At 50.1% G+C, this 23,068-nt stretch carries 26 protein-coding genes; 7 read left to right on the forward strand and 19 right to left on the reverse strand.

Translation table 11 applies throughout. The features are described 5' to 3' along the window. Window positions 1-2 precede the first annotated feature (2 nt). The 6 genes from B5G27_RS13270 to B5G27_RS13295 form a co-directional block, all read right to left on the reverse strand. On the reverse strand, window positions 3-335 hold the full coding sequence (locus B5G27_RS13270; protein WP_087179349.1) for a phage head closure protein: 333 nt from the start codon (window positions 333-335) through the stop codon (window positions 3-5). Next, a complete protein-coding gene (locus B5G27_RS13275) occupies window positions 335-610 on the reverse strand; it encodes a head-tail connector protein (RefSeq protein WP_087179350.1) in 276 nt (91 codons plus the stop codon). The genes B5G27_RS13270 and B5G27_RS13275 overlap by 1 nt, the downstream gene beginning before the upstream one ends. Before the next feature lie 73 nt (window positions 611-683). Next, a complete protein-coding gene (locus B5G27_RS13280) occupies window positions 684-1,889 on the reverse strand; it encodes a phage major capsid protein (RefSeq protein ID WP_087179351.1) in 1,206 nt (401 codons plus the stop codon). A gap of 14 nt (window positions 1,890-1,903) precedes the next feature. After that, window positions 1,904-2,647: a head maturation protease, ClpP-related gene (locus B5G27_RS13285; RefSeq protein WP_442911431.1), complete on the reverse strand. Its 744-nt coding sequence runs from the start codon at window positions 2,645-2,647 to the stop codon at window positions 1,904-1,906. Beyond that, window positions 2,644-3,930 carry a phage portal protein gene (locus tag B5G27_RS13290; protein WP_143449730.1) on the reverse strand — a complete coding sequence of 429 codons (1,287 nt, stop codon included), beginning with the start codon at window positions 3,928-3,930 and terminating at the stop codon, window positions 2,644-2,646. Before B5G27_RS13290 ends, B5G27_RS13285 begins: the two co-directional genes overlap by 4 nt. Before the next feature lie 74 nt (window positions 3,931-4,004). Continuing rightward, window positions 4,005-4,337 (reverse strand): winged helix-turn-helix transcriptional regulator, encoded by a 333-nt coding sequence (locus B5G27_RS13295; RefSeq protein WP_087179353.1) that lies wholly within the window; start codon window positions 4,335-4,337, stop codon window positions 4,005-4,007. A gap of 127 nt (window positions 4,338-4,464) precedes the next feature. On the opposite strand from B5G27_RS13295, the gene B5G27_RS13300 reads away from it, so the two are divergent. Beyond that, window positions 4,465-5,031, forward strand: a complete 567-nt coding sequence (locus tag B5G27_RS13300) for a flavin reductase family protein (protein WP_087179428.1) — start codon at window positions 4,465-4,467, stop codon at window positions 5,029-5,031. A gap of 41 nt (window positions 5,032-5,072) precedes the next feature. Here the strand turns inward: B5G27_RS13300 and B5G27_RS13305 are convergent, their stop codons facing one another. The 11 genes from B5G27_RS13305 to B5G27_RS13355 all read right to left on the reverse strand — a co-directional run bounded on the left by B5G27_RS13305 (window position 5,073) and on the right by B5G27_RS13355 (window position 14,611). Beyond that, entirely contained in the window at window positions 5,073-6,680 is a 1,608-nt protein-coding gene (locus tag B5G27_RS13305; RefSeq protein ID WP_087179354.1) for a terminase large subunit, read from the reverse strand. Next, entirely contained in the window at window positions 6,652-7,767 is a 1,116-nt protein-coding gene (locus B5G27_RS13310) for a DNA cytosine methyltransferase (protein WP_087179355.1), read from the reverse strand. Before B5G27_RS13310 ends, B5G27_RS13305 begins: the two co-directional genes overlap by 29 nt. After that, window positions 7,718-8,212 carry a ParB N-terminal domain-containing protein gene (locus B5G27_RS13315; RefSeq protein WP_087179356.1) on the reverse strand — a complete coding sequence of 165 codons (495 nt, stop codon included), beginning with the start codon at window positions 8,210-8,212 and terminating at the stop codon, window positions 7,718-7,720. Before B5G27_RS13315 ends, B5G27_RS13310 begins: the two co-directional genes overlap by 50 nt. Then, the gene (locus B5G27_RS13320) at window positions 8,209-8,649 is read right to left on the reverse strand and encodes a ParB N-terminal domain-containing protein (RefSeq protein ID WP_087179357.1); all 441 of its coding nucleotides are present in this window, start codon (window positions 8,647-8,649) and stop codon (window positions 8,209-8,211) included. The genes B5G27_RS13315 and B5G27_RS13320 overlap by 4 nt, the downstream gene beginning before the upstream one ends. A 10-nt stretch (window positions 8,650-8,659) precedes the next feature. Further along, window positions 8,660-9,199 (reverse strand): P27 family phage terminase small subunit, encoded by a 540-nt coding sequence (locus tag B5G27_RS13325; RefSeq protein ID WP_072525034.1) that lies wholly within the window; start codon window positions 9,197-9,199, stop codon window positions 8,660-8,662. Window positions 9,200-9,367: 168 nt separating this feature from the next. After that, window positions 9,368-9,727 (reverse strand): HNH endonuclease, encoded by a 360-nt coding sequence (locus B5G27_RS13330; RefSeq protein ID WP_087179358.1) that lies wholly within the window; start codon window positions 9,725-9,727, stop codon window positions 9,368-9,370. Between the two features lie 117 nt (window positions 9,728-9,844). Next, complete coding sequence (locus B5G27_RS13335; protein WP_072525033.1) at window positions 9,845-10,276, reverse strand: DUF1492 domain-containing protein; 432 nt, start codon at window positions 10,274-10,276, stop codon at window positions 9,845-9,847. A gap of 61 nt (window positions 10,277-10,337) precedes the next feature. Beyond that, window positions 10,338-10,580: a hypothetical protein gene (locus tag B5G27_RS13340; RefSeq protein ID WP_087179359.1), complete on the reverse strand. Its 243-nt coding sequence runs from the start codon at window positions 10,578-10,580 to the stop codon at window positions 10,338-10,340. Further along, window positions 10,567-11,943: a DEAD/DEAH box helicase gene (locus B5G27_RS13345; RefSeq protein WP_087179360.1), complete on the reverse strand. Its 1,377-nt coding sequence runs from the start codon at window positions 11,941-11,943 to the stop codon at window positions 10,567-10,569. Before B5G27_RS13345 ends, B5G27_RS13340 begins: the two co-directional genes overlap by 14 nt. Continuing rightward, a complete protein-coding gene (locus tag B5G27_RS13350) occupies window positions 11,924-12,205 on the reverse strand; it encodes a VRR-NUC domain-containing protein (RefSeq protein ID WP_087179361.1) in 282 nt (93 codons plus the stop codon). The genes B5G27_RS13345 and B5G27_RS13350 overlap by 20 nt, the downstream gene beginning before the upstream one ends. A gap of 138 nt (window positions 12,206-12,343) precedes the next feature. Further along, a complete protein-coding gene (locus tag B5G27_RS13355) occupies window positions 12,344-14,611 on the reverse strand; it encodes a phage/plasmid primase, P4 family (protein ID WP_087179362.1) in 2,268 nt (755 codons plus the stop codon). A gap of 423 nt (window positions 14,612-15,034) precedes the next feature. Here B5G27_RS13355 and B5G27_RS16080 point away from each other — a divergent pair, with 423 nt between their 5' ends. The 6 genes from B5G27_RS16080 to B5G27_RS13380 all read left to right on the forward strand — a co-directional run bounded on the left by B5G27_RS16080 (window position 15,035) and on the right by B5G27_RS13380 (window position 19,977). Further along, on the forward strand, window positions 15,035-15,187 hold the full coding sequence (locus B5G27_RS16080) for a hypothetical protein (protein ID WP_162611253.1): 153 nt from the start codon (window positions 15,035-15,037) through the stop codon (window positions 15,185-15,187). Continuing rightward, window positions 15,171-15,554: a hypothetical protein gene (locus tag B5G27_RS13360; protein WP_087179363.1), complete on the forward strand. Its 384-nt coding sequence runs from the start codon at window positions 15,171-15,173 to the stop codon at window positions 15,552-15,554. The genes B5G27_RS16080 and B5G27_RS13360 overlap by 17 nt, the downstream gene beginning before the upstream one ends. Beyond that, a complete protein-coding gene (locus B5G27_RS13365; RefSeq protein WP_087179364.1) occupies window positions 15,544-16,665 on the forward strand; it encodes a DUF2800 domain-containing protein in 1,122 nt (373 codons plus the stop codon). Before B5G27_RS13360 ends, B5G27_RS13365 begins: the two co-directional genes overlap by 11 nt. A gap of 14 nt (window positions 16,666-16,679) precedes the next feature. Further along, window positions 16,680-17,243, forward strand: coding sequence for a DUF2815 family protein (locus B5G27_RS13370; protein WP_087179365.1), 564 nt, complete (start codon window positions 16,680-16,682; stop codon window positions 17,241-17,243). 79 nt (window positions 17,244-17,322) lie between these two features. After that, window positions 17,323-17,913 carry a hypothetical protein gene (locus B5G27_RS13375; RefSeq protein WP_087179366.1) on the forward strand — a complete coding sequence of 197 codons (591 nt, stop codon included), beginning with the start codon at window positions 17,323-17,325 and terminating at the stop codon, window positions 17,911-17,913. A 60-nt stretch (window positions 17,914-17,973) separates the two neighbouring features. Continuing rightward, on the forward strand, window positions 17,974-19,977 hold the full coding sequence (locus tag B5G27_RS13380) for a DNA polymerase (RefSeq protein WP_087179367.1): 2,004 nt from the start codon (window positions 17,974-17,976) through the stop codon (window positions 19,975-19,977). 41 nt (window positions 19,978-20,018) lie between these two features. Here B5G27_RS13380 and B5G27_RS13385 read toward each other — a convergent pair whose 3' ends face one another. Then, window positions 20,019-22,406, reverse strand: coding sequence for an AAA family ATPase (locus B5G27_RS13385; protein ID WP_087179368.1), 2,388 nt, complete (start codon window positions 22,404-22,406; stop codon window positions 20,019-20,021). Window positions 22,407-22,420: 14 nt separating this feature from the next. Continuing rightward, entirely contained in the window at window positions 22,421-23,065 is a 645-nt protein-coding gene (locus B5G27_RS13390; protein WP_087179369.1) for a hypothetical protein, read from the reverse strand. Window positions 23,066-23,068: the final 3 nt, after the last annotated feature.

Consider the following 23,068-nt stretch of genomic DNA (forward strand, 5'->3'; position numbering starts at 1 on the left):
AGTCACCGCCTCGCTTTCTCACACCGGAACTTCAGCGCTTTCTTCTTATAGTTCATGTGATCCACAGCCACGATGTTGTAGATTTCCCCTTGAAAAAGGATGCGGAAGCCGTCCGCCGTCACCTCCGCCGCCCGTTTGCAGAAACGGACGGTGAAAGCAAGGTCGGATTCCGCCACCGTCAATCCGGCCGCTGCCTTTTCCTGCCCGCCCTCACCGCTGACCGTGGCATGACAGGTATAATAATCCTCCCAGACATTCTTCCGGTTCCCAATAGAATCCGACACCACGGAATTCTTCTGGAAGGTCACTTTTACATTCAGAAGATCGATCTCCATTAGAACGCCTCCTTCCGGCTGCCGAAGAGCAGGGCTCGAAGCGTCAGGTTCAGGGCATGGTGGTCAGCTTCCTCCCGGTGTTCATACAGATAGGCCACAGTATACATCACCGCCGTTTTTCCATTCTCCGCTTCCTGCAGGCCGCTTTCCTCATCTGTCCGCAGGATATCCATGCACATCCGCTCCGCAGATGCCAAAAGTGTGGTGATCAGCCCATCGTCCTCATCGTCATCTACCCGAAGATAATTCTTCATTTCTTCCAGCGTCACCAGCATCCCGCCTGCCCTCCTTCCTTACCAGCGGCGCCCCATGTCCGGGGACACCGCCCGATTTTTTACATCCAACACATCAGGCACTGGCCTTCTGCGCCAGCACCTTCACCGCCTCGGACAGTACCAGCTTCCCGTCCACCCTCTGGGAGCCAAGGAAGCCCACCTGGCCGTTGGCGGCATACAGTTCGTTCAGCCGCTTGAAGGAACGTCCCTGCCGGTCCGCAATCCAGTAATAGCTGAAATCGCCGAAGGCAATGGTCTTCGCCCCCGCCGCGATCACCGGCATATATGCGGAGGTCTTCACCGGCCTGCCAAGCAGGGTATCCGGCGTACCGGCCATCAGGGACGGCTGCCACAGGTACTGCCCCGTGGAATCCTTCAGCTTGCGCACCGCCTTGATGGTGGAATCGTTCAGCACCCATACCGCCTTCTTCCGATAAGGGGATTTCAGGGAATAAAACAGGTCCATCAGCTCATCTGCCGTAATAGCCGTAGAGGACGCCGACGTCACCCCGGTCTCCGCTCCGCCTGTGGCAGCAAGAACGCCCAGAGGCTTCCCGGAGCCGTCCCCGGTAAAGAAGGCCTCTTCCTCCTTCGCCCCGATCCGGCGGGCAAATTCCTTCGCGATATAGGATTCCAAGTCAAAGACGCTGTCATTGAGAAGTTCCTCGGATACCTTGATCATGGTACCTACCTTATAAGCCCCGATGGATACCTGCCCGAAGGAATCATCGCTCTCCGTGTACGCCCCTTCCTCATCGATCCAGGAGGCCGTCCCTTTTGTCGCCACCACCGGGATCTTCCGGTCGCCGCTGGAAGTACGGATCACATTTGCCAGCTGGCGGAACACGTTTTCCTCTTCCAGGGCTTCCACCAGGGTACGCTCATACTCATCCGGCACCAGGTACCCGCCCTCGGAATCCGTCCCTTCCTCCAAAGCGTTGACCACGCCGGAAAGCGGCACCTTGGAGCGCATGGCGTTCCAGAAGTTTGTCCTGTATTCCTCCGAAGCGCGGCCGGTCTTTTCCTTCCCCGCGCCGCCGGATGCCGGACGCCCGGTCAGGGGCGTATTCACCGGCTGGGACAGTTCCCTCTCAAAGGCTTCCTGCCGCTCCATCCGGGCGATCTCCTTCCCCAGATCCGTGATCTCCTGCTCCATGCAGGTATAGGCGGCGTCATCCTCCGCAGACAGCACACCTTTTTCATTCCTGTGGGAATCCAGGAAAGCCTTCGCTGCCTCCCACGCCTTCGCCCTCTTTTCTCTCAGTTCTAAAATCGTCATCGTCATATCCTCCTCTAATTCTTCAATAAATTCAGCCGCTCGTAGAGACTGTCTACGCTGCGGCCCATCGGTTCGGTTTTCGGTTTTGTCCTGCACTTTGCCGCGATCTTATCCATTAAGGAATTGACCGCGGCTGCTTCGGAATAAAGCATGGATACCGCGGGCGGTTCCATGTCATCCGGAACTTCAGAACGTTTCAGGATCCCATCGGCAAAGCCCAGTTCCACTGCTTTCCCGGCGTCCATCCAGGTCTCCGCGTCCATCATGTGGGACAGCTTCGTCCGGGACAGGCCGGTCTTGATCTCATAGGCGTTGATGATGGAATCCTTCACGCTTTCCAGCATCTCAATGGCCTTCTGCATCTCCCCGGAATCTCCCCAGGCGATGGTCGCCGGGTTATGGATCATCAGCATCCCTACCGGCGAAATCCATACCTTTGTGCCCGCCATGGCGATCACGCTTGCGGCAGATGCCGCGATCCCATCGATCTTTACCGTGACATTCCCCTTATAATCCATCAGCATGTTGTAAATCTGGGCCGCGGCCACGCAGTCCCCTCCGGGGCTGTTGATCCATACCGTGATATCGCCGCTCCCCGCCATCAGCTCCTCCTTAAAAAGAGCCGGCGTGACTTCATCGTCATACCAGCTCTCTTCCGCGATGGTTCCGTTCAGGAACAGCACCCTCTCAATCCTCTCCTCACCGGAATCCTGATCCCGGATCTTCCTGCTTTTCCAGTTCCAAAACTTCTTCATCAGATCTCTACTCCTTTCCCCGCAAAATCATCTGCCCCTGCAGGCATCCCCTGCTGGCCTGTTCCAAACAGCCCGGCATCCGCAAGCTTCGTCATGTTCCCGTTGATCAGGTACAGATCCCCGCCCTGCTCCGCCGGGATCCGGTCCAGGTTTTCCAGTTCCCGGATATCGTTGGCGCTCATCCAGCCGTTCTGCCTTGCCGTGGCATATCCGTTCATCCGGCTCTGGTAGTCCCCTCTGAGCAGTCCGTCCACATTGAACTTGATGAAATACTTTGATTTCTCTTCCCTGGACAGCAGCGAGCGCACCATGGACTGCTCCCACCGGGACACCCAGGGATCCAGGGTATATTTCACAAATTCCAGGGATTGCTGCTCGATGTTGTTGAAGGACGATTTTTCCAGATCCCCAATCATATGGGGCGGCACCCGGAAGATCCGGGCAATCTCATCCAGCTGGAACTTCCTGGTTTCCAGGAACTGCGCCTGCTCCGGCGAGATGGAAATGGGCGTGTACTTCATCCCTTCCTCCAGCACCGCCACCTTATTGGCGTTCCCGGATCCGCCAAATGTCCTCTGCCAGCTTTCCCGCACCCGGCTGGGATCTTTAATCGTCCCCGGATGTTCCAGCACCCCGGAAGGCGCCGCGCCGTTGGCGAAAAACTTCGCCCCGTATTCCTCGCAGGCCATGGCCATGCCGATGGCGTTCTTCGCCATAGCGATAGGCGAATAGCCCACCAGTCCGTCAAATCCCAGACCAGGGATATGCAGCACTTCACAAGGGGACAGCCGGACAATGGATCCCTTCATGGTAGGCGCATCATCGGAATGCAGGGTGTACTCGTAGTACAGCTGCCCCTTGTCATCCCGATCCACATACATCCGGTCCGCCATCAGGGGATATAAGGCCACCACCTCGCCCCTTCCGTTCCGGATGATCTGGGCGTAGGCATTGCCCCACAAAAGCAGGTGCGTCATCAGCGTCTCCCGGAACACGAAAGACGTCATCTCCGGGTTCGGCTCGTCATGGAGCAAAAAATAAAGCGGATGTTCCACCGCTTTCTCTTTCCCGCCATCATCGGTATATCTATAGAATTGTAATGGCAGGCTGGCCACCGCCTCCGACAGGATCCTCACGCAGGAGTACACCGCCGTCATCTGCATGGCCGTCCGTTCATTCACCCGCTTCCCGGATGTGCTCCCTCCCATAAAGAAGGTATAGCCGCTGCCGGACGTCCGGTCAGACGGCTTGTCACGAGAACGGAATAAACTGCTGAAAAATCCCATAACCGTCATCATCCTTTCTGAAAAATGGCAAAAGAAAAGCACCTGTCGCCATGACAGATGCTCTGTAAATAAAGTCAAATCCGGTTTTCTTCACCCCAAATGCAGAGCTGGTCAAGAATGTTCATCAAGGACCTGCCCCGCTCACTAAGCATATATTCTACCTTTGGAGGGATCTGCGGATATTCTTTCCGAATAATAAGCTGATCCGCTTCCAGTTCCTTCAGATTGCTGCTCAATGTCTTATCCGATATCTTCTTCAGATAACGCTTCAGTTCATTAAAACGGACTGTCTGGTATTCCATAAGGCAATACATGATTACCATTTTGTGTTTACCGGAAATCAAGGACATTGTGTAACTAAACCCCGTATCTTCAAAATTAGCTGTTTCAATATATTTTTTTATCATTTTACGCTTTCCTTTATGATAGTACCTTTCATATAAGCCAGTACTTGTTTTTTATTCAGTGATTGCTATAATTGTAAGCAAGGACATGAAAAATGTCAATCCCAACAGAAAAGCGAGGTTTATTTTTATGAGGAGACAGCTTAATATCACAGAAGGTATTTTCCCAATGCCAGTCCTGATGGTTGCAACTTATAATGAAGACGGCAGTGTAAATGTCATGAATGCCGCCTGGGGAACCATGCAGGAACGGGACACGGTAGCATTGAACCTTACCGAATCCCATAAAACGGTAAAAAACATCAAAGCCAGAGGCGCATTTACGGTCAGTATCGCGGATGCTGCCCATGTCGTGGAAGCGGATTATTTCGGCGTGGAATCCGGAAACCATACCGCTGACAAATTTAAAAACAGCGGACTGACAGCTTCCAGATCCGAAGCCGTAGACGCTCCTGTCATCAATGAATTCCCTCTGTGTCTGGAATGCCGTTTTATCGAATATCAAAACAACGACTTCGGATGCGGTGTAATTGGAAAAGTTGTCAGGGTAACTGCTGATGAAAGCGTCATGGAAGGTGATAAGCTGAATATGTCATTGGTCAACGCAATCGCATTTGATCCCTATACACATGGCTACTATAAAGTCACTGACAGAATAGGGGAAGCCTTCAAGGATGGTTTGAAGCTGAAAAAATAACACGGTATATCTGCAAAGAGTCTTGCCCCGGCAGGACTCTTTTATATAAACAGAAGGCCCCTGGTATCGTAAACAGATTCCCCTGTATCATTCCCGCACCGGATCGCCCGGTCAAGCCCCATGATCGCCGCGATCGCTCCATCGATCTTCTCCGTGGATCTCTCCTTATCCGCCTTGATGTTCCCCGCCGGATCCGTGCGGATAAAGATGTTGTCCATCATCCACCGCAGCACCGGATGCCCGCCGTGGGCGATCTTCTGCTCCAATGTCAGCTTCATCAGCTCCTTGGTAGGCGGCGACATGTCTTTAAATCCCTGGCCGAAGGGAACCACCGTGAATCCCATGCCTTCCAGGTTCTGGACCATCTGCACGGCGCCCCACCGGTCAAAAGCGATCTCCCGGATGTTGAACCGCTCCCCCAGACGCTCAATAAACTTCTCAATATATCCGTAATGCACCACATTCCCCTCCGTGGTCTGCAGGAAGCCCTGCCGCTCCCACACATCATAGGGGACATGATCCCTGCGCACCCGCAGGTCCAGCGTCTCTTCCGGGATCCAGAAATACGGGAGCAGCTGGAACTTATCTTCCTCATCCAGGGGCGGAAACACCAGGACAAACGCCGTGATGTCCGTGGTGGAGGAAAGATCCAGGCCGCCGTAACAGACGCGCCCTTCCAGTTCCTCTTCGCTCACAGCAAAAGCGCATTGATCCCATTTCTCCATCGGCATCCAGCGCACCGCCTGCTTCACCCACTGGTTCAGCCGCAGCTGCCGGAAGGAGTTTTCCTCGCCTGGATTCTGTTTTGCCGACTCGCAGGCCGCTTTCACCTTGTCCATCCCCACCGTGATGTCCAGGGATGGATTGGCCTTCTTCCAAACCTTCGGGTCAGTCCAGTCATCACTCTCATCCGCCCCATAGATCACCGGGTAAAAAGTCGGGTCAATCTTCCGGCCTTCCAGGATATCCTTTGCCTTCTGGTGCGTCTCATAGCAGATGGAGTTGGTATCCGTCCCTGCTGTAGTGATCAGGAAATACAGAGGCTGCATCCTGGCATCGCCGGAACCCTTTGTCATAACATCGAACAGCTTCCGGTTCGGCTGGGTATGCAGCTCATCAAAGACAACTCCATGAATATTAAACCCATGCTTGCTGTAGGCCTCCGCAGACAGCACCTGATAAAAACTGTTGGTCGGCTGATAGATGATCCGCTTCTGGGAAGCCAGGATCTTCACCCGCTTATTTAAGGCCGGACACATCCGCACCATATCCGCCGCCACTTCAAAAACAATGGACGCCTGCTGCCGGTCTGCGGCACAGCCATACACTTCCGCCCGTTCCTCACCATCTCCGCAACAGAGCAGAAGGGCCACTGCCGCAGCCAGTTCCGATTTTCCTTGCTTCTTAGGGATCTCAATGTATGCGGTATTAAACTGCCGGTAGCCGTTCGGCTTGATGGTGCCAAACACATCCCGGATGATCTGCTCCTGCCAGTCGATTAGTTCAAAGGGCTTCCCGGCCCAGGTGCCTTTGGTGTGGCACAGGCACTCGATAAAGTTCACGGCAAAATCTGCCGCTTCCTCATCGTAAACAGAATCCTTCGCCTTGAACTTTGTCGGCTTATATTTCTTCAGCTTCCGCATCTTCATCCCCGTCACCGCCTTTCAGCCACTGCCGGTACACCTGCTCAGAGATCTTCGCCATCATCACCGGCGGCACGCTCATGCCGCAGATATACTGGACACTCTGACCCATAAAATCATAATCCTGCGGGAAGGTCTGGCAGCTGATGATATCCTTATCCGTCATCAGCAGGCCGTCGCACATCCTGTAAAGGCTGCTGCCGGAAACGATTGTCTGCACCGGTTCCTCATCCCTGTTGATCGGAGTGGAAAAACCGTTGTTCTTCACTTTCCGCACCCGCTCATTGATATCCGCAATACACCGATCCGTCGGAATCCGGTATTTCAGGAGCTTCGCCTGCATACTGTCCGGATCCATCGGCTTGCCATACGGCTCCCGGACATCCCCAAACGGGATCGGCTTAGAATGGAACTCCATAGACAGCTTCGGATATTTCAGGTCTTTCCGATGGGCAATAAAAAAGACGCGCTCCCTTTTCTGAGGCACTCCCATCCTCGCCGCGTTGAACAAAAAGATCTGTACTGTATATCCTGCGTCATCAAACCCCTTCACGATCTGGTTGACCCAGCCCTTGGCATTTCCGATGATGATCCCCTTTACGTTCTCCGCGATTACCGCCTTTGGCTGCAGTCTCTTCGCTATCGCTATAAAATAAAGGAACAGATCATCCAGCCGCTGCTTTGCCTGCCCTTCACGGAATACCTTTTCCGTATTCCAGCCTTCTTCCCTGGCTCCGGCTGTGGAAAACACGGAGCATGGCGGCGAACCGTCCAGCACATCCAGATGGAATAACTCTTCCGGAATCTTTTCATCCGGCAATTTCAGGAAGTCTCTGACATCCATAAGAAATGAATGCTTCGGATGATTGTTCTGCTTATAAACCTTCATCATATCCGGATCGATCTCGCAGCTGCCCACGACATCATATCCTGCCAGCTTGTATCCCATCGAGGAACCGCCGCCGCAGGAAAAACAGGAAAACACAGTATGCCCATGATTCGGTCTTTTCTCCAGCTCCGACAGGCTCCACTTCCACGGAAACTCAGTTGAACCGGAAACCGCAGTTCGGGCATTCGTATTTGAACTTTTCATCTCCAAACACCTCCGCATCTATTTCCGTGGTACCGGTCAGTTCCTTTTCAGAACCGCCGCTGCCATCGCTGTCTACAGGCAGATCAGCCGCCATGCCAAAAAAGTCGAACCCTTCCAGATCCAGTCCTTCCAGTTCAACTTCCAACTTCATAAGATCCCAGGCCGCCTTTTCACCGGTCTTGTTGTCCAGGAACCGGTATTTCTTCTTCTGTTCCTCGGTCAGCCCATCGCAGATCAGGCATTCCGCACCATCCATACCAAGAGCCACAAGCGCCTTGTATCTGGTATGGCCTGCGATGATCACATAATTCTCATCTACAATGATCGGCGCAATATAACTGCACTGGCGAATGCTTTCCGCAACAGCATTCACCGCGGCATCATTTTTTCTCGGATTATTCTTATATGGTTCTATGTCAGCCAGCTTTAATTTCTGAAGCTTCATACCTCGAACACCTCCTCGCAGCAGGGACAGGTCATCGTCTTAGGGCCTGCCTCTTCCGTTTCATCATCAGGAATCGCAATCTCAGGCTGTCCGAAATCATATCCCTGAAAATCCACATCACACAATTCCGCACTCAGCTTCCTTTGATCCCAGGAAGCCATCTCAGCCGTTTTGTTGTCATACAGACGATACTTTTTCTTCTGCGCTTCCGTCAGATCGGAAACGATAACCACTTCACATTCCTGATACCCCAGCTTCTTCAAAGCTTTATATCTCGTGTGTCCGGCCAGGATCATGCCATCCTCATCAATGATGATTGGTGCGATGTAAGAACACTGCCGGATGCTCTCCGCAACATCGTCCACCGCCTCATCATTGACCCTCGGATTATTCTCATACGGCTTTAATTCTGAAAGCCTTTTTCTTACATACTCCATCCAAGTCCTCCTATCCCCGTTTCCGTGCCGACAGCAGATGCTCCATCAGGTCATCGTGGGGATTGGCGCCGCCGTACTCCACGGAACAGTTTTCCTTCACAATCTGATAAATCTGATACCAGCACTGGTTTACCTGCTTCAAATAATTCTGGCTCATGGTCACATACGGAGAAGTGATCGCCGCCCCTGTGGTCGGATGCTTCGCCAGAAAACCGTATTCAGAAATACAGGTTTCGCACTGCACCCACCGGGACACCGACATAGCGTACTGCTCAATCAGCTGGGTATTCACCAGCCGGTCACATCCCCGCTCCTTCAGCCAGAGGAATGTAGACCGGAACACATCCTCCGCGCAGAGATCGATACCGCTTTTCTGAGCCGCCTTTAAAAACTCCTTCACCGGAGGCACGTCCTCGCCGCTGATCTCTTCCGGCTCCGGAAGGTCAATGACCGATGCCGCCAGCCCGCTGCCGATCTTTTCCGTCAGCGCTTTGGATTTCCTGCCAGAGCCAACCCTGGCACCGCCGCGCATCGTTCCATCTTTCGCCATGTTCCTCTCACCTCCTCGTCCTCTCCCCACGAAGCAAGCTTCGCGGGAACCCCAGACTTGCAGGGGATAATTCCCCGTTTGATTTCTCGTTTTTGTGCGTGACACCCCCGCACCGTTCCCCAGAAGAGAAGGTACAGAGATTTTGACCGCCCCTCCCCGGCTGAAATTTCACCGGTTATGCCAGCGGTCTCCGTTCTCCGCATGGATCTTCGCGTGGCAGGACCGGCACAGGGCGATCAGGTTGCTCCGCTCATGGGTGCCGCCTTGAGACACCGGCAGCTTATGGTGGATCTCCTCGGTCCTCACATACCGTCCTTTCTTCAGGCACTGCTCACACAGCGGATGCTCCGATGCGTATTTATCGCGGATCCGTTTCCATGCCCGTCCGTATCTGCGGCGTACAGCAGGATCCCTGCCGTACTTCTCGTATTGACGGTTCTCTTCTTTCTGGTGTTTCTCACAGAACCTCCCTTCCGTCAGGTTCGGGCATCCCGGCCAGGAACATGGCCGCTTCGGTTTCCTCGGCAATACTCCCACCTCCTTCGGGCATAAAGAAAGCCTTGGGGAATCGCTTCCTCAAGGCTCTCTCTTTTTATTTTCCGCATCTTAACAGTATCATACTTCCATACTGCATATCTATAGCATTTACTGCCAACTTTCAGGAATCACGATTTTTTTCAGCGTCTCATCATGGAGCCGGAACACTTTCCTCATACTCATGTTCAGCGTTGTGGCGATCTGCTCCCATTTCACCATCCGCAGATACCTCTCTTCCAAAATGATCTGGCATTCCGGATCTTCCACCTGCTTGATACACCGGCGGATCACCTGCTTCAGGTTCAGAAGTTCATTGGCATCCTCCTGGATCTCCCTCTGCAGATCCAGAATCTTCACAATGATGTCCTCTGTTTTATGAATGTTCCGGTTCGGGCTGCCAGGCATGTCACTCATGGTCGAGGTTGCCTTTATCGCCAATTCATTCAAGGAAGCTACCTGCTCTAGCTTGCTGTTGATCCGCTCATCCATATAATACGCTTTCATCAAAAAGTTCTTAACCGCCGTCTGCTGTTTATCCATAAGCCACCTCCGATTGAAATCCGTAAATAGTTCCCCTCGGATTGCCTCCCTTGATTGACTCTCATTCCCTCACTTCGTCCTGAAGTCTTCGAATCAGATATTCTCCGTCAACGGCTGTCAGCTGACTGTACCAGCCAGAACGGAAAAAACTCTCAACTCTCATGGCTTCATCTATTGTCTCCCAATCCTCCGGCTTCCGTTTGATCCGCTTTAGCGCCGCTCGGTAATCCGTGACAGCCTGCAGAATAATGGCGTTCGCCAGCCGTTCATAAGGATCTTCTGCCAGGTTCTTAGTTCCCACCATCCGCCGTCACCTCCGCCTTCACTGCATCAATCAGCCTGGCCTGTGTAGCATCTTTTTCGGATAACGCCTTCATGATCCGCTCATCCACAGTACCTGCTGTCAGGATGTGCTGTACCACCACAGTTCCGGATTCCTGTCCCTGCCTCCAAAGCCTGGCTATCGTCTGCTGATACAGTTCCAGGCTCCATATCATCCCAAACCACACCAGAGTACTCCCGCCGCTTTGCAGATTCAGCCCATGTCCCGCAGAAGCCGGATGTATCAGCCCAACCTCCAGCCTTCCCGCATTCCAATCACAGATACTTTTGTCCGTATCCAGCTTTTCATAACGCACTCCCAGGACATCCAGTCTTCTGGAAATCCGTATCAGGTCATGCTTATACCAATAGGCCACCAGAAGACTCTTTCCATTCGCTGCTTCAATCATATCCTCCAAGGCATCCAGCTTCCGGTCATGGATATTCTCTATCCCGCCGGCATCTGAATACACAGCGCCATTTGCCATCTGCGTCAGCTTCCCGGATAAAGAAGCAGCGTTCGCAGCTGTAACCTCTCCACCCGGAAGGCTTACAACCAGATCATGCTTCATCTGCTCATATTTCCTGCGCTCATCCTCATCCATGTAGACCATATATTCTGAATTTACCAACTCCGGCATCTTCAGATGGTCCGTTCCCTTCATGGAAATCGTAATATCCGAAATCCGGTTGTAGATTCTCCTGTCCGCTCCCGGCCTTAAACGGTAGCTGTACACAATGGGTCCGTTCATCTGATCCGGCACAAAATAATCCAGCCGGTACTGACTGATAAATCTTCCCAGGCGTTCCCCCATATCCAGGATCTTGTACTCGGCGAATAAATCCATCAAACCATTGGAAGAAGGCGTCCCGGTCAGCCCCACGATCCGTTTTACCTTCGGCCGCACCTTCATCAATGCCCGAAATCTCTTTGCCTGCCAATTTTTAAAGGATGACAGCTCATCGATCACCACCATGTCATAATCAAAAGGCAGGCCGCTCTTCTCAATCAGCCAAGGGATGTTTTCCCGGTTGATAATATAAATATCTGCATCCACCATAAGGGCTCTCCTTCTCTCTGCCGCTGTACCGACTACTATGGAGTATCTGAGTCCCTTCAGCTGATCCCATTTCTGAATTTCTGTTGACCAAGTGTGTTTTGCGACCCTTAAAGGCGCTATAATCAGCACCTTCGACACCTCAAAGCTATCAAATATCAGGTCATTCAGAGCCGCCAGCACTATACTGGTCTTGCCCATCCCCATATCCAGCAGAATCGCTGCTATCGGATGTTCCTTTATAAAATTGATCGCATATTTCTGATAATCATGTGGCTTGTATCTCATCTAAAATCCCTCCGATTTTCTCCGGACCATCAAGTACATACACCGAAAATCCAAGTTTCTCCATAAGCCTATGCCTGGATACCTGCAGCGGCCTTGGCATCTTCCCAGGAGCCTTAACCTCCACAAATCCAAAATGTCTTCCCGGCAGAAGCACGATCCGATCCGGCATTCCATCAAATCCCGGTGAAACGAACTTGGGACAGATCCCGCCTCTGGCCTTTACGGCCTGAACCAGTTTCTGCTCCACCTGTTTCTCTCTCATAGCTCCTCCATCAATCGAATTTATGGTGCAGGGGGTGCAGGACATTTCTATATTCCCCTTATAGGGATTTTTCTTGAAAAAAATCTCTATACGCGATATAGGTAATAGTCCTGCAACCCCTGCACCTTTCCGGTATAATCATTCAGCAAAGTCTGTGTCTTTGACCTGCAGCCCCTGCACCCACATGCCGGATTTCTTCTTTTTGCGGGTAAATCCTCTCTTCTCCAATTCCAAAACAAAGTCCGCATTTGTACGCTGATACTCTCCGGTACGCAGGCAGTAAGCACGAAACTCTTCATACAGTTCCCCAGACTTATACTCCAGTCCGTCACCGACCTCGCAGCATTCCTCCAGGAAAATGCCCATCCAGTCATTCATCCCGCGGTAAGCAGCAATGGCATCCACAACCACCTTCGGTTTTGTTGTCTTGTGGTCATGCCTGATCACCTTCCTTGCACCCTCAATGATCCAGCTCATAATGGCTGGTGCAGCATGCTCATACAGATAATCGGAGTAATTCTTGATATCTGAATTACCTTCGATCTTTGCATGGAACGGAATCACGATCAGCCTTCGCCAGGTCCCGTCATCGGATGCGCTGACCTTCGGCAGATGGTTCGTATAAAGCACTACTGTGTGTGAAGGGACAAAATCAAAAGGATCTTTGAACTTCTTCTCACCCCGGATCTGATCCGTGGAGCACAGCTGTTTCAGGATGGAAGTTGACAATCTCATCCCTTCTTCCAACTCCGCCGCGATGATGAGACGCTTTCCCTTCAGCTCCGCAATCTCCGGTTTTACATTTCTCCTGCAGCCAGCCGTCAGGGCATCGGCAGAAATCGCTCCGGAATAGGTACCAAGCACTCTCGACACCGTATTCCAGAAAGTAGATTTTCCGTTCCGCCCTTCCCCATACGCAATGATGAGAGCCTCCTCATATACCTTTCCAATCGCCGCAAGTCCCACCGTCTCCTGCACATAATCAATCAGATCCTGATCTTTACAGAAGAATACCTGCAGGGCATTTTCCCACAAGCCTTTTCCCTTATCCCCCGGCGACACATTCGTAATCTTCGTCAGAAGATCCGCTGAATTATGCGCCCTCGCGCCTTCTATCCCCTTCTTCAGGTCATAAGTTGATTCCGGCGTATTCAGGTAATTCTCCTGCGCGTCAAACAGATTAATATCTGTCGCAACCATAGGCTTCGCCGCATTCTGCGTGTTGACGATATTCTTGTAATTCCTGTACTTCATCACGAAAGCGTAATAAGCCTTTGCCGCCAGATATTCCTTATAAGCATCATTCAGTTCCGGGGGAATCAGCTTCTCCAAAGCCTTCCCGCCGGTTCTTACAGCCTGCTCCGGAATACCTCCGGAGATAAGCGCCTGCATCACTGCCGAATACTGTGATCTGGCATCCACAAGCTGCATATCCAAAAACTCTTCCACGGTTCCGACCGCCTTCTGCCTGTTTTCTCTCCAGCAGACCCCGTCATAACTTAAGAACTCTGTCGCATCCGTATAAAGAAGCTCGCCGGCATATTCCCTGACCAACACTCGCGCCTCTCCGATATCCGAATAGTCCTCAGGCTTTAAGGAACCAAACTCAGCGTTATATTCCTCCGGCGGCACATAGCCTGGCTGTATCATGACTGTTTTCTTATAAAACCGCACTGCACTTGCCCAGATCGTATTCAGCTCCGATTCCTCCAACGGCGGATCACACCGCTTCGCATGTTCCAGAAAAGCATCCTTCGCCTTATCCGTAATCCCATACTTTTTCAGAACCCTGCCAGCAAAATGGCTCATAGAATTGTTTCGGCTTCCCTCTGTAATCGGACCGGAACTCACTGGCATCTCCCCTTCTTCCTTATAGGAAGGATCCACAGACACCTCTTCATCAATGTCCAGCCACCCTTCATGCCAGACGCACGCTCCGGTATCCGCTCCGAAAATGAACCTTGCCGCATCCAGGGCATTTCCGTCAAAAAAAGGATACTTCTCATGAACCGCCGCCTTCAGCGCCGCATAATAATCCGGATCCTCCGTTTCCTCGATCTCGAAATACACATGAAACTTAGGTCTGACACCCCTGCCGTCCTTTTCCTTCATATGATTCCGGCTGTAGGCAATCGCATAGGATACATCCGGCAGAAGCTCCGCCAGCTTTTCCTCTGTCATCCACTCTTCCGGATCCTCAGAATGGTCGTTGTCACAATCCATCACCAGAACATTCGACTTCACAAAATTATTCTTGCTGCGGTAATCTTTTCGGTATTCTGCGCACACATGATCAAACTTCGCCGCCTCATGCAGTTCCTCCGCGGAAGTTACTTCCACCCTGTTCGGATAAAAGCAGTTCTTCGTGTCGGAAACTACATTGGCTGTATGCAAAATCAATCGCATTCGCTATGCCTCCTGTCTTAAATTCTGTTCCTGCCGGCATCTTCATCACCGGCATACTCCGCATGTAAAAGTATCTTTTCCTATCCCATTGGACCGTTCTCCCTTCAACAGTAGTAAGGCGCTCTGACCGCCTTCTATTGATCCAAGGAGTTTCGGTCACCTGTTTTTTGACCTGATCAAAAAAAATTTTAGAAAAAAAACTGTCTACAATCTCTTCCCTTTTATAAGCGCGAAACGCATTTCGCAGAAAATCCAATTCAAAAATCTGCCGATCCAAACTCCTTACGACATCAGAGAAGCAAATCCGGCGGCGGCTTCCAAAAAATCTTTCCGGAAGTCACAAAAAATTCGCTGCCAAAACTCCTTACAGCAGCAGAGAGGCACACAGCCACTCAGGAAAATACAGACAAGGAGGCAAAGAGAATGCAGAGTCAACCAGCCACAAGACCTAGCAGGCGCAGCATGCCGACGGATGAAGAAATCTCGGATTTCCTGATCATCATCAGCGTCATCGCCAAGCGCCTCGCAGGCCTGATCATGAAGGAAGGAGAAAGACAAGATGAGCAAAATGAATGAACTGTCCATGCTGCTGGACAACCTGATCGAATGCGGCGAAACACTAACAGAGACGGCCAGGGCACTGAAAGCGTTCTATTCATCTGACAATGAACCTTCAGCCGCTCCGGCAAAGCCACTTCCTCCCACAGAGGAACCGGCAGCCCCGGAAGCAAAGCAGCCTGAATCTAAACCAGAGAAAACGTATTCAAAGGAAGAGATCAGAGCTATGCTTGCAGCAAAAGCCAATGAGGCAGACGGCATCTATAAAGTGGATGTCAGAAACCTGGTCAGAAAGTACGGCAACGGTGGAAGCCTTACCGATGTAGACCCCAGAAACTATGCGGCTCTTGCCGCTGAAGTGAAGGGAATCGGAAATGCCAGGTAAACACGCAATCCTCTCAGCATCATCGTCACACCGCTGGCTTGCCTGTCCACCAAGCGCGAAACTCTGCGCAAAGGAAGCCAACAAATCCAGTCCATACGCCCAGCAGGGTACTGATGCCCATGCACTCTGTGAGTACAAGGTCTTGAAAGCCCTTGGCCGCGATTCCCCTGATCCCACAGAGAACCTGGACTACTTTGATACAGAGATGGATGACTGCTCTGACCAATTTTGTTCCTACGTTTGTGAACAGCTGCAGAAAGCCAAAACCCTCTGCAGCGATCCCCAGATCCTGATCGAACAGCGGCTGGACTTTTCCAGATGGGTACCGGAAGGCTTCGGAACCGGCGACTGTCTGATCGTTGCTGACAAGATCCTTCATATCATTGATTTCAAATACGGCGTCGGAATTCTCGTAGAAGCTGAGAACAATCCCCAGATGATGTGTTACGCCCTCGGAGCCCTGGATATCTACGACGGTATCTATGATATAGAAGAAGTCCGTATGACGATCTTCCAGCCCCGCCGCGAAAATATCAGTTCCTGGGACATCAGCAAAGCCGACCTGCTTGCATGGGCTGAGAACGTGCTGAAACCTGCAGCGGAACTTGCCATCAAAGGCGAGGGCGACTTCCATGCCGGAGATCACTGCCAGTTCTGCGCAGTCAAGGTTACCTGCCGCAAGCGTGCGGAATACAATCTGGAACTTGCAAAATATGATTTTGAGATGCCGGTAAATCTGGATCAGGAAGAGATTTCTGCCATCCTCCCCCGGATTGACGAACTCATCGCATGGGCCGGAGACGTAAAGGAATTCGCCCTTCAGTCAGCCTTAAGCGGAACAAAGTACCCATGCTTCAAGGTAGTTGAAGGCAGATCCACAAGGCGTTTCACAGATGAAGCCGCCGTAGCAGAAGCCGTCACAAACGATGGATTCGACCCTTATGAGAAGAAACTTCTCGGGATCACGGCAATGACTTCCCTTCTCGGGAAGAAGAGATTTGAAGAGCTTCTCGGCGACCTTATCACGAAACCGCCCGGCAAGCCGACACTGGTGCCGGACACCGATAAACGACCGGCAATAAACACAGCAATCGAAGACTTTCAAGAATAAAGGAGAAAAATATTATGGCAAAATTTGTTAATCCCACAAAAGTTATCACAGGCATAAACACCAGATGGTCCTACGCGAACGTCTGGGATCCGAAATCCATCAACGGCGGAACACCGAAATACAGCGTCAGCCTCATCATTCCGAAATCGGATACCGCGACCATCAACAAGATCAAGGCCGCCATCCAGGCAGCTTATGAAGAAGGCCAGAGCAAACTGAAAGGCAACAGCAAATCCGTCCCGGCACTGTCCACCCTGAAGACTCCGCTCCGTGACGGCGACCTGGAAAGACCCGATGATCCAGTCTACGCCAACGCCTATTTCATCAACGCCAACTCTTCCACAGCGCCCGGTATTGTAGACGCAGACAGACAGCAGATCATCGACCGTTCCGAAGTATATTCCGGCGTGTACGGCAGGGCCAGTATCAATCTGTATGCCTTCAACACCAACGGGAACAAAGGCATTGCCTGCGGACTGAACAACCTTCAGAAGATCCGCGACGGCGAACCTCTTGGCGGAAAGTCCCGGGCTGAGGATGATTTCAATACCGAAGACGATGATGATTTCCTGAACTAAGCGGACAACCTGCAACACTCAATCCGGCGGCAGTCATCAAAACATGGCTGCCGTTGCCTCCTTAAGAAAGGAACACAATATGAAAAACATCACTCTTATCAAGCCTGTCGTCCTCCGCAGCGCCCTGAATGATATGACGGTCTCCCAAAGGGAAATCGCAGTGGATCTTCTGACCAACCGGAAGTTCCTGCTCCCGGACGCCGATGGATTACGGCTCATCGAAAACACGAAGAACAGCAGCAAACTTCCAAAATTCTACCTGTATGGATCAGAAGCAGTCTGCTATTACCGCCAGTCTCTGGATCTTCCGGATGTATCTCTGACCGATATTGAGGTTGATGATATCGTCATGAATACAGAAGACTTCGATACCCTTTACGATATCCTTTATCTTCTGAACCGCGTCCGTATGAGGAATGCCAGATTTACGCGCTTGCTGGCACTAGACGCACCGGCGATTATCCTCTGGAATGAGTACAGGATGCTGCAGGAACACATGGAGGATCTTCAGGATAATAACTGGTGCGGCCATCCGGTTATCAACCATTTCAACACAGCCTATGAAGATGAAGCGCCGGAATGGCATGATGAAGTCCGTAAATCTCTTACCGATATCAACTACAGCCTTCTCCAGTACAAAAAAGAAAATGAACCGATACCGGCAGAATAAAACACAAACGGCAGCGGGTTTTCATGCCTGCTGCCTTTCTCAAATAAAGGAATATTTACTATGGAAATCAGAGAAATGTCAATCGACCTGGAGACTTACAGCGACATCGATATCACCAAATGCGGTGCATACAAGTACGCTGAGTCTGACTATTTTGAGATACTGCTCTTCGGAGTCTCCGTGAATGGCGGACCCGTTAAGGTATATGACCTGGCCTGCGGCGATACCATTCCGGAAGAAATCCTTGCAGCACTATCTGATGAAAATATAACCAAATGGGCCTTCAACGCTTCCTTCGAGCGTATCTGCCTCTCCAACTGGCTGAAGCGGCATTGCCCGGAACACTTCCGCGGATACAGCATCCCTGAGGATCCGGCTTCAAAATATCTGGATCCTTCCTCATGGAAATGTACCATGATATGGTCCGCATACATGGGACTTCCCCTCTCACTGGAAGGCGTTGGTGCTGTCCTGAAATTACAGGATCAGAAGCTAAAGGAAGGCAAAGACCTGATCCGCTATTTCTGCAAGCCATGCAAACCTACCAAGGCAAACGGCGGACGCACCCGGAACCTTCCCCAGCATGACAGTGAAAAATGGATCCTCTTTAAGGAATACAACCGCCGTGATGTGGAAGTGGAAATAGCAATCAAACAGAAACTCGCACGTTTTCCTGTCCCTGATTTTATCTGGGATGAATATCACCTGGATCAGGAAATCAATGACCACGGCATCATGATTGACCCAGAATTCGTATCGAATGCCATCGCCTTTGATGAAAGATCCAAAGCTTCCCTCATGTCAAAAATGCGGGATATCACAGGGATTGATAATCCGAACAGCGTTCAACAAATAAAGAAATGGCTCTCCGATCGGGGCGTTGAAATGGAATCACTCGGCAAGAAGGAAGTTGCGAAGTTTGTCAAAGATTCCATTGGCAATATGGATGGTAATATTACAGAAGCCCTGAAACTCCGCCTCCTGCTTGCAAAATCCTCCGTCCGAAAATATCAGGCCATGCAGATCGTCATGTGCTCTGACGGACGTGCCCACGGCATGTTTCAGTTCTACGGTGCTAATCGTTCCGGCAGATGGGCCGGCCGTCTGATACAGCTGCAGAACCTTCCGCAGAACCACATCCCGGATCTCGCAGAAGCCCGCGCCCTTGTCCGTTCCGGAGATTACGATACCATGAACCTTCTTTACAACGACATCCCGGACACGCTCTCGCAGCTGATCCGCACGGCTTTTATCCCAAAACCGGGATGCAAGTTCATTGTCAGCGATTATTCTGCCATAGAAGCCAGAGTCCTCGCTCATATCGCCGGTGAAAAATGGCGTTCTAAAGTATTTGCTGAAGGAAAAGATATTTACTGTGCTTCTGCCTCTCAGATGTTCGGCGTTCCCGTGGAGAAACACGGTATCAACAGTCATCTCCGCCAAAAAGGCAAAATCGCTGAACTTGCCCTCGGATACGGCGGATCTGTAGGCGCCCTAAAATCTATGGGTGCCCTGGATAATGGTCTGCAGGAAGAAGAACTTCAGCCATTAGTCAACGCTTGGCGTCAGGCTAATCCAAACATCGTACATTTTTGGTGGGATGTAGATAATGCCGTAAAGACAACCGTCCGGCAGCGAATCAAAACCGAAGTCCGCGGCATACGCTTCTCCTACAAAAGCGGCATGCTCTTCATCACCCTTCCCTCCGGTCGGCAGCTTGCCTATGTGAAACCCCGTATTGGGGAAAACCGTTTCGGCGGAGAATCCGTCACCTATGAAGGAATCGGCGCCACAAAGAAATGGGAAAGGATCGAATCTTACGGTCCGAAATTCGTGGAGAACATCGTTCAGGCAATCTCCCGGGATCTCCTGTGCTTTGCCATGAGGAACCTGTCCTTCTGCCAGATCGTCGGCCATGTTCATGATGAGGTGATCATCGAATGCAGCCCGGAGGTCTCTGTGCAGAGCCTCTGCGGCATCATGAGCAGATCTCCGGACTGGATGCCGGGCATCCTGATCCGCGGAGATGGATATCAGTGCGATTTTTATCAAAAGGATAGTTGACGTAAAACACCGCCGGAGCTGCTGCCCTGGCGGTGCTATTTTTATTCATACACAAATATGGACGACATCATCTGATAATGCTGTGGCTGCCCCATTGCTTCAAATATCTTCTTTGTCAGATCCTTATAAATCTCCGGTGCGATACTATCCTCAACAAAATGCAGACCTTCATTTACTCCAAACGAATCAGCCGCAAGGTAATTGATCATAGACGACACCATGCGAAGTTCAATTGTATCTTCCTCCCCTGTAGATTCATCAATTACTTTCACAAACCGATGACGATTCTTTACCAGAATGATATCCTGAAGTGTATGCCCATCATAGCCGCAGATCTGGATAAAATAGTACTCCAGAATCCTCCGGATCACATTCTTCAATGTAATAGAACTCTTAACTTCATTATATTCCGTCCACAATGCGGCATAAGAATTCTGCACTGGATTATAATTTTTCTTTTCTGAAGGAGCAGCTTCGTTTTTCGTAATGCAGTGCTTAATCACAGACTTATTGTCATACTTCGTGATCAAATAAAAGGATACTCGCAGATAGTTCTTTTCCTGGTTCACTGTTACTTCCCTATGGAAATATGCGTTATGAGTCAGAATAAATATCTGCTTTATATAATCGCCCTTCTCTGGCTTTTCTCCTAATGTGACATTGTTAAGGCAGATTGAAATCATCTGCCGCACCAGAGAACTAACGATAAATAAGGTGCTGCTGTCCATACTGGAAACCGGATCATCGATTACTACTATCTTATCACGCATATCACGGCCATCCGTGATCATCTCTTCTCCATGATTCGTAATTATAACTTGGGCATCTCGAGTACAACCGCTGCCATGAACCAAATTACAGAAGTACAGGAATGCGATAAAGTTTCTTTCACCTTCACTCAGCCTGTCCGCTACCGTACCATCTTCTCGAACAATCTGATATTGGTTCTTGCTGGCAGGATGTTCCTGAATATTAAAGCCTTGGAATCCTGAATCTCTAAGCATCTTATTCATGTTTGCGATTGCTTCTTCTGTATTCACGGTATGCTTATTCAGCTCGTTGATTTTTTCAGCAAGCGACATAGCATAAGCTTGTTTTTTCTTTGACGCATCGTCTATTTTTTTCTGATCATCCAAGACTTTTTCAAGATCAGAATTGTACTTGGCAATGGTATCCCCTACCCGGAATGCCATTAATTCCCATACTTGTTCAGTACATTCTTTCTTTTTGGTTCTTGCTGCATTAACAATGTTGTTGTTCTCTTTTATCTGTGTATTGAATTCATCAATAAGCTCATTCAGTTCCTCTAAGTAAGGTGCAATGGGATCAAGAAGCATTTCGCTACTTGGTTCCTTGATTTTCTGTTCGATAATCTGGATATTTGCACCAATGGCATTCTTCAGAATTGTCATCTTATCGCGATATTCCGTCGGATCTATTTTGGGATATACATCCTGAAGGTTATCTTGAAGAACCCTCCAAAGATTATTACCGGCTGTTTTGTACGCTTGAAGTAATTGCCCCAAAGCACTGACTTCCTGCTGATATGATTCATCAAAACAATCCGCCAGATCCTTCTCAAAAGTCGCCGGCATCTTCTGCTGACAATAAGGACATTTACCGTCGGGCGTATTATGATATTTCTCATGCCCTTGACGAACCCAGTCCGTTGCATTGAGTGCTTTTATAAATCTTGCAAAATCCGTATCGCTACTGCTAACAATACGTTTTGAAAGCAATTCCAATCCAGGAACTGTGTCCATCACTTCTGTATCAGAAATCCGCTTAAAGAGGTTATATGTTCTTGCATTCCGATCGAATACCGTATCATACAGTTTTTTCAATTCATCTTCATCGTGACCGGTAGGCGCCTGCACTGTCCGGATCTTTGACAGAAACCCTTTCTTTGTCTTAGTGCCAGACATCTGAGTCTCAGGGAACTTTTCTCTGATCGCTTTTGTCAGATTCCAACAATCATTTTCTAACGTAGTTCCCATGGTTGTCAGCACGGATTCTTTCAGCTTTTTCTGTTTAAGAAGCTCTCCATACTCCCGATCCACATCGTCTTTTTCTTTCTTTGTGGCATTTAGGTCATCCTCCTGCTTAATACCTTCTTTATCAATCATGAAGACACCTGGCAGATGTTCTAACTGACGGAAATTCTCCCGGATAAAATCATCATTATATACAAGAAAGTTAAAGTCTCTGTGCGTTTTTCCCGGTTCGAAAAGAACACCCTTTGGCTCTTCGCCACCGGACAATTCATTTGCGGGCCTCTTCAGCTTCGCTATCTCTCTTGCAATAGTTGTTTTTCCTACACCATTGTTTCCAAAAAAATAATTTACGTATGTAGGATTGATTTTTACCCCGTGGTATGTCGCTGACGATATTGTCAGTTCTTGTATACCTGTAACCAGTTTCTCCGCCATTAGCAATGCCTCCTTTAAGACAGAGTGAATACAGAAACGCCTATCTCTTTTAATGTCGTAACCAGATCGATTCTCTTGATTGCCCAGTGAGTATGATTCAACTCATTGAATCTATCATTACCATCTATCCCAAGATCAAATAAGTTCTCGTTAAGAATCTTCTGCTGAAGCGCATTCAATACTCTGTAATATATCTTGATCCCGTTATCCTGGACTTTAACGTCCGTAACCAGCCCGTAGTATGCCATCTGATCATCATCGGTTTTCCCCATTTCATGATTCTCGGAGCAGAAAATGGCAGGGAATGTCTTTATCTGTTCGATTGCCTCCGGTTCCAACCCGTTGACCTTATCCCGTATATAGTCCGATGTGAGTTTGGAATTCAATGCACGATCTTTAGTCACATAAAAATGTCCCTGATCATAAAATGTCTCTTCAAATTGCACAAAGAGATTATAGTATTCATGACTGGTTCCATAATTTCCGGAGATTACTGCCTGCCTCTGATCCGTGGCTGCAAAATACATATTGTTGGTGATATTTCCGGTTGTGATAGAATCCGCGCGATTCACATTAACAATCTTCTCTGCCTGCTGATTTACTCCTGCTACATTATTTGAAAGACCTGCAGGGCCGGTCTTCTGTATCTCATTTGCCATGAT

The sequence above is a fragment of the Lachnoclostridium sp. An76 genome (genome assembly GCF_002161355.1).
GTDB lineage: Bacteria > Bacillota > Clostridia > Lachnospirales > Lachnospiraceae > Mediterraneibacter > Mediterraneibacter caccavium.

Excerpts from the sequence above, each read along its gene's own strand:
- B5G27_RS13355 (WP_087179362.1), bottom strand. The coding sequence starts at position 14,611 with ATGCGATTGATTTTGCATACAGCCAATGTAGTTTCCGACACGAAGAAC.
- B5G27_RS13315 (WP_087179356.1), bottom strand. The coding sequence starts at position 8,212 with ATGAAGCTTCAGAAATTAAAGCTGGCTGACATAGAACCATATAAGAAT.
- B5G27_RS13305 (WP_087179354.1), bottom strand. The coding sequence starts at position 6,680 with ATGAAGATGCGGAAGCTGAAGAAATATAAGCCGACAAAGTTCAAGGCG.
- B5G27_RS13310 (WP_087179355.1), bottom strand. The coding sequence starts at position 7,767 with ATGAAAAGTTCAAATACGAATGCCCGAACTGCGGTTTCCGGTTCAACT.
- B5G27_RS16080 (WP_162611253.1), top strand. The coding sequence starts at position 15,035 with ATGCAGAGTCAACCAGCCACAAGACCTAGCAGGCGCAGCATGCCGACG.
- B5G27_RS13270 (WP_087179349.1), bottom strand. The coding sequence starts at position 335 with ATGGAGATCGATCTTCTGAATGTAAAAGTGACCTTCCAGAAGAATTCC.
- B5G27_RS13275 (WP_087179350.1), bottom strand. The coding sequence starts at position 610 with ATGCTGGTGACGCTGGAAGAAATGAAGAATTATCTTCGGGTAGATGAC.
- B5G27_RS13300 (WP_087179428.1), top strand. The coding sequence starts at position 4,465 with ATGAGGAGACAGCTTAATATCACAGAAGGTATTTTCCCAATGCCAGTC.
- B5G27_RS13325 (WP_072525034.1), bottom strand. The coding sequence starts at position 9,199 with ATGGCGAAAGATGGAACGATGCGCGGCGGTGCCAGGGTTGGCTCTGGC.
- B5G27_RS13365 (WP_087179364.1), top strand. The coding sequence starts at position 15,544 with ATGCCAGGTAAACACGCAATCCTCTCAGCATCATCGTCACACCGCTGG.
- B5G27_RS13280 (WP_087179351.1), bottom strand. The coding sequence starts at position 1,889 with ATGACGATTTTAGAACTGAGAGAAAAGAGGGCGAAGGCGTGGGAGGCA.
- B5G27_RS13335 (WP_072525033.1), bottom strand. The coding sequence starts at position 10,276 with ATGGATAAACAGCAGACGGCGGTTAAGAACTTTTTGATGAAAGCGTAT.
- B5G27_RS13350 (WP_087179361.1), bottom strand. The coding sequence starts at position 12,205 with ATGAGAGAGAAACAGGTGGAGCAGAAACTGGTTCAGGCCGTAAAGGCC.
- B5G27_RS13340 (WP_087179359.1), bottom strand. The coding sequence starts at position 10,580 with ATGGTGGGAACTAAGAACCTGGCAGAAGATCCTTATGAACGGCTGGCG.
- B5G27_RS13320 (WP_087179357.1), bottom strand. The coding sequence starts at position 8,649 with ATGGAGTATGTAAGAAAAAGGCTTTCAGAATTAAAGCCGTATGAGAAT.
- B5G27_RS13295 (WP_087179353.1), bottom strand. The coding sequence starts at position 4,337 with ATGATAAAAAAATATATTGAAACAGCTAATTTTGAAGATACGGGGTTT.
- B5G27_RS13360 (WP_087179363.1), top strand. The coding sequence starts at position 15,171 with ATGAGCAAAATGAATGAACTGTCCATGCTGCTGGACAACCTGATCGAA.
- B5G27_RS13385 (WP_087179368.1), bottom strand. The coding sequence starts at position 22,406 with ATGGCGGAGAAACTGGTTACAGGTATACAAGAACTGACAATATCGTCA.
- B5G27_RS13375 (WP_087179366.1), top strand. The coding sequence starts at position 17,323 with ATGAAAAACATCACTCTTATCAAGCCTGTCGTCCTCCGCAGCGCCCTG.
- B5G27_RS13380 (WP_087179367.1), top strand. The coding sequence starts at position 17,974 with ATGGAAATCAGAGAAATGTCAATCGACCTGGAGACTTACAGCGACATC.
- B5G27_RS13370 (WP_087179365.1), top strand. The coding sequence starts at position 16,680 with ATGGCAAAATTTGTTAATCCCACAAAAGTTATCACAGGCATAAACACC.
- B5G27_RS13290 (WP_143449730.1), bottom strand. The coding sequence starts at position 3,930 with ATGGGATTTTTCAGCAGTTTATTCCGTTCTCGTGACAAGCCGTCTGAC.
- B5G27_RS13345 (WP_087179360.1), bottom strand. The coding sequence starts at position 11,943 with ATGAGATACAAGCCACATGATTATCAGAAATATGCGATCAATTTTATA.
- B5G27_RS13390 (WP_087179369.1), bottom strand. The coding sequence starts at position 23,065 with ATGGCAAATGAGATACAGAAGACCGGCCCTGCAGGTCTTTCAAATAAT.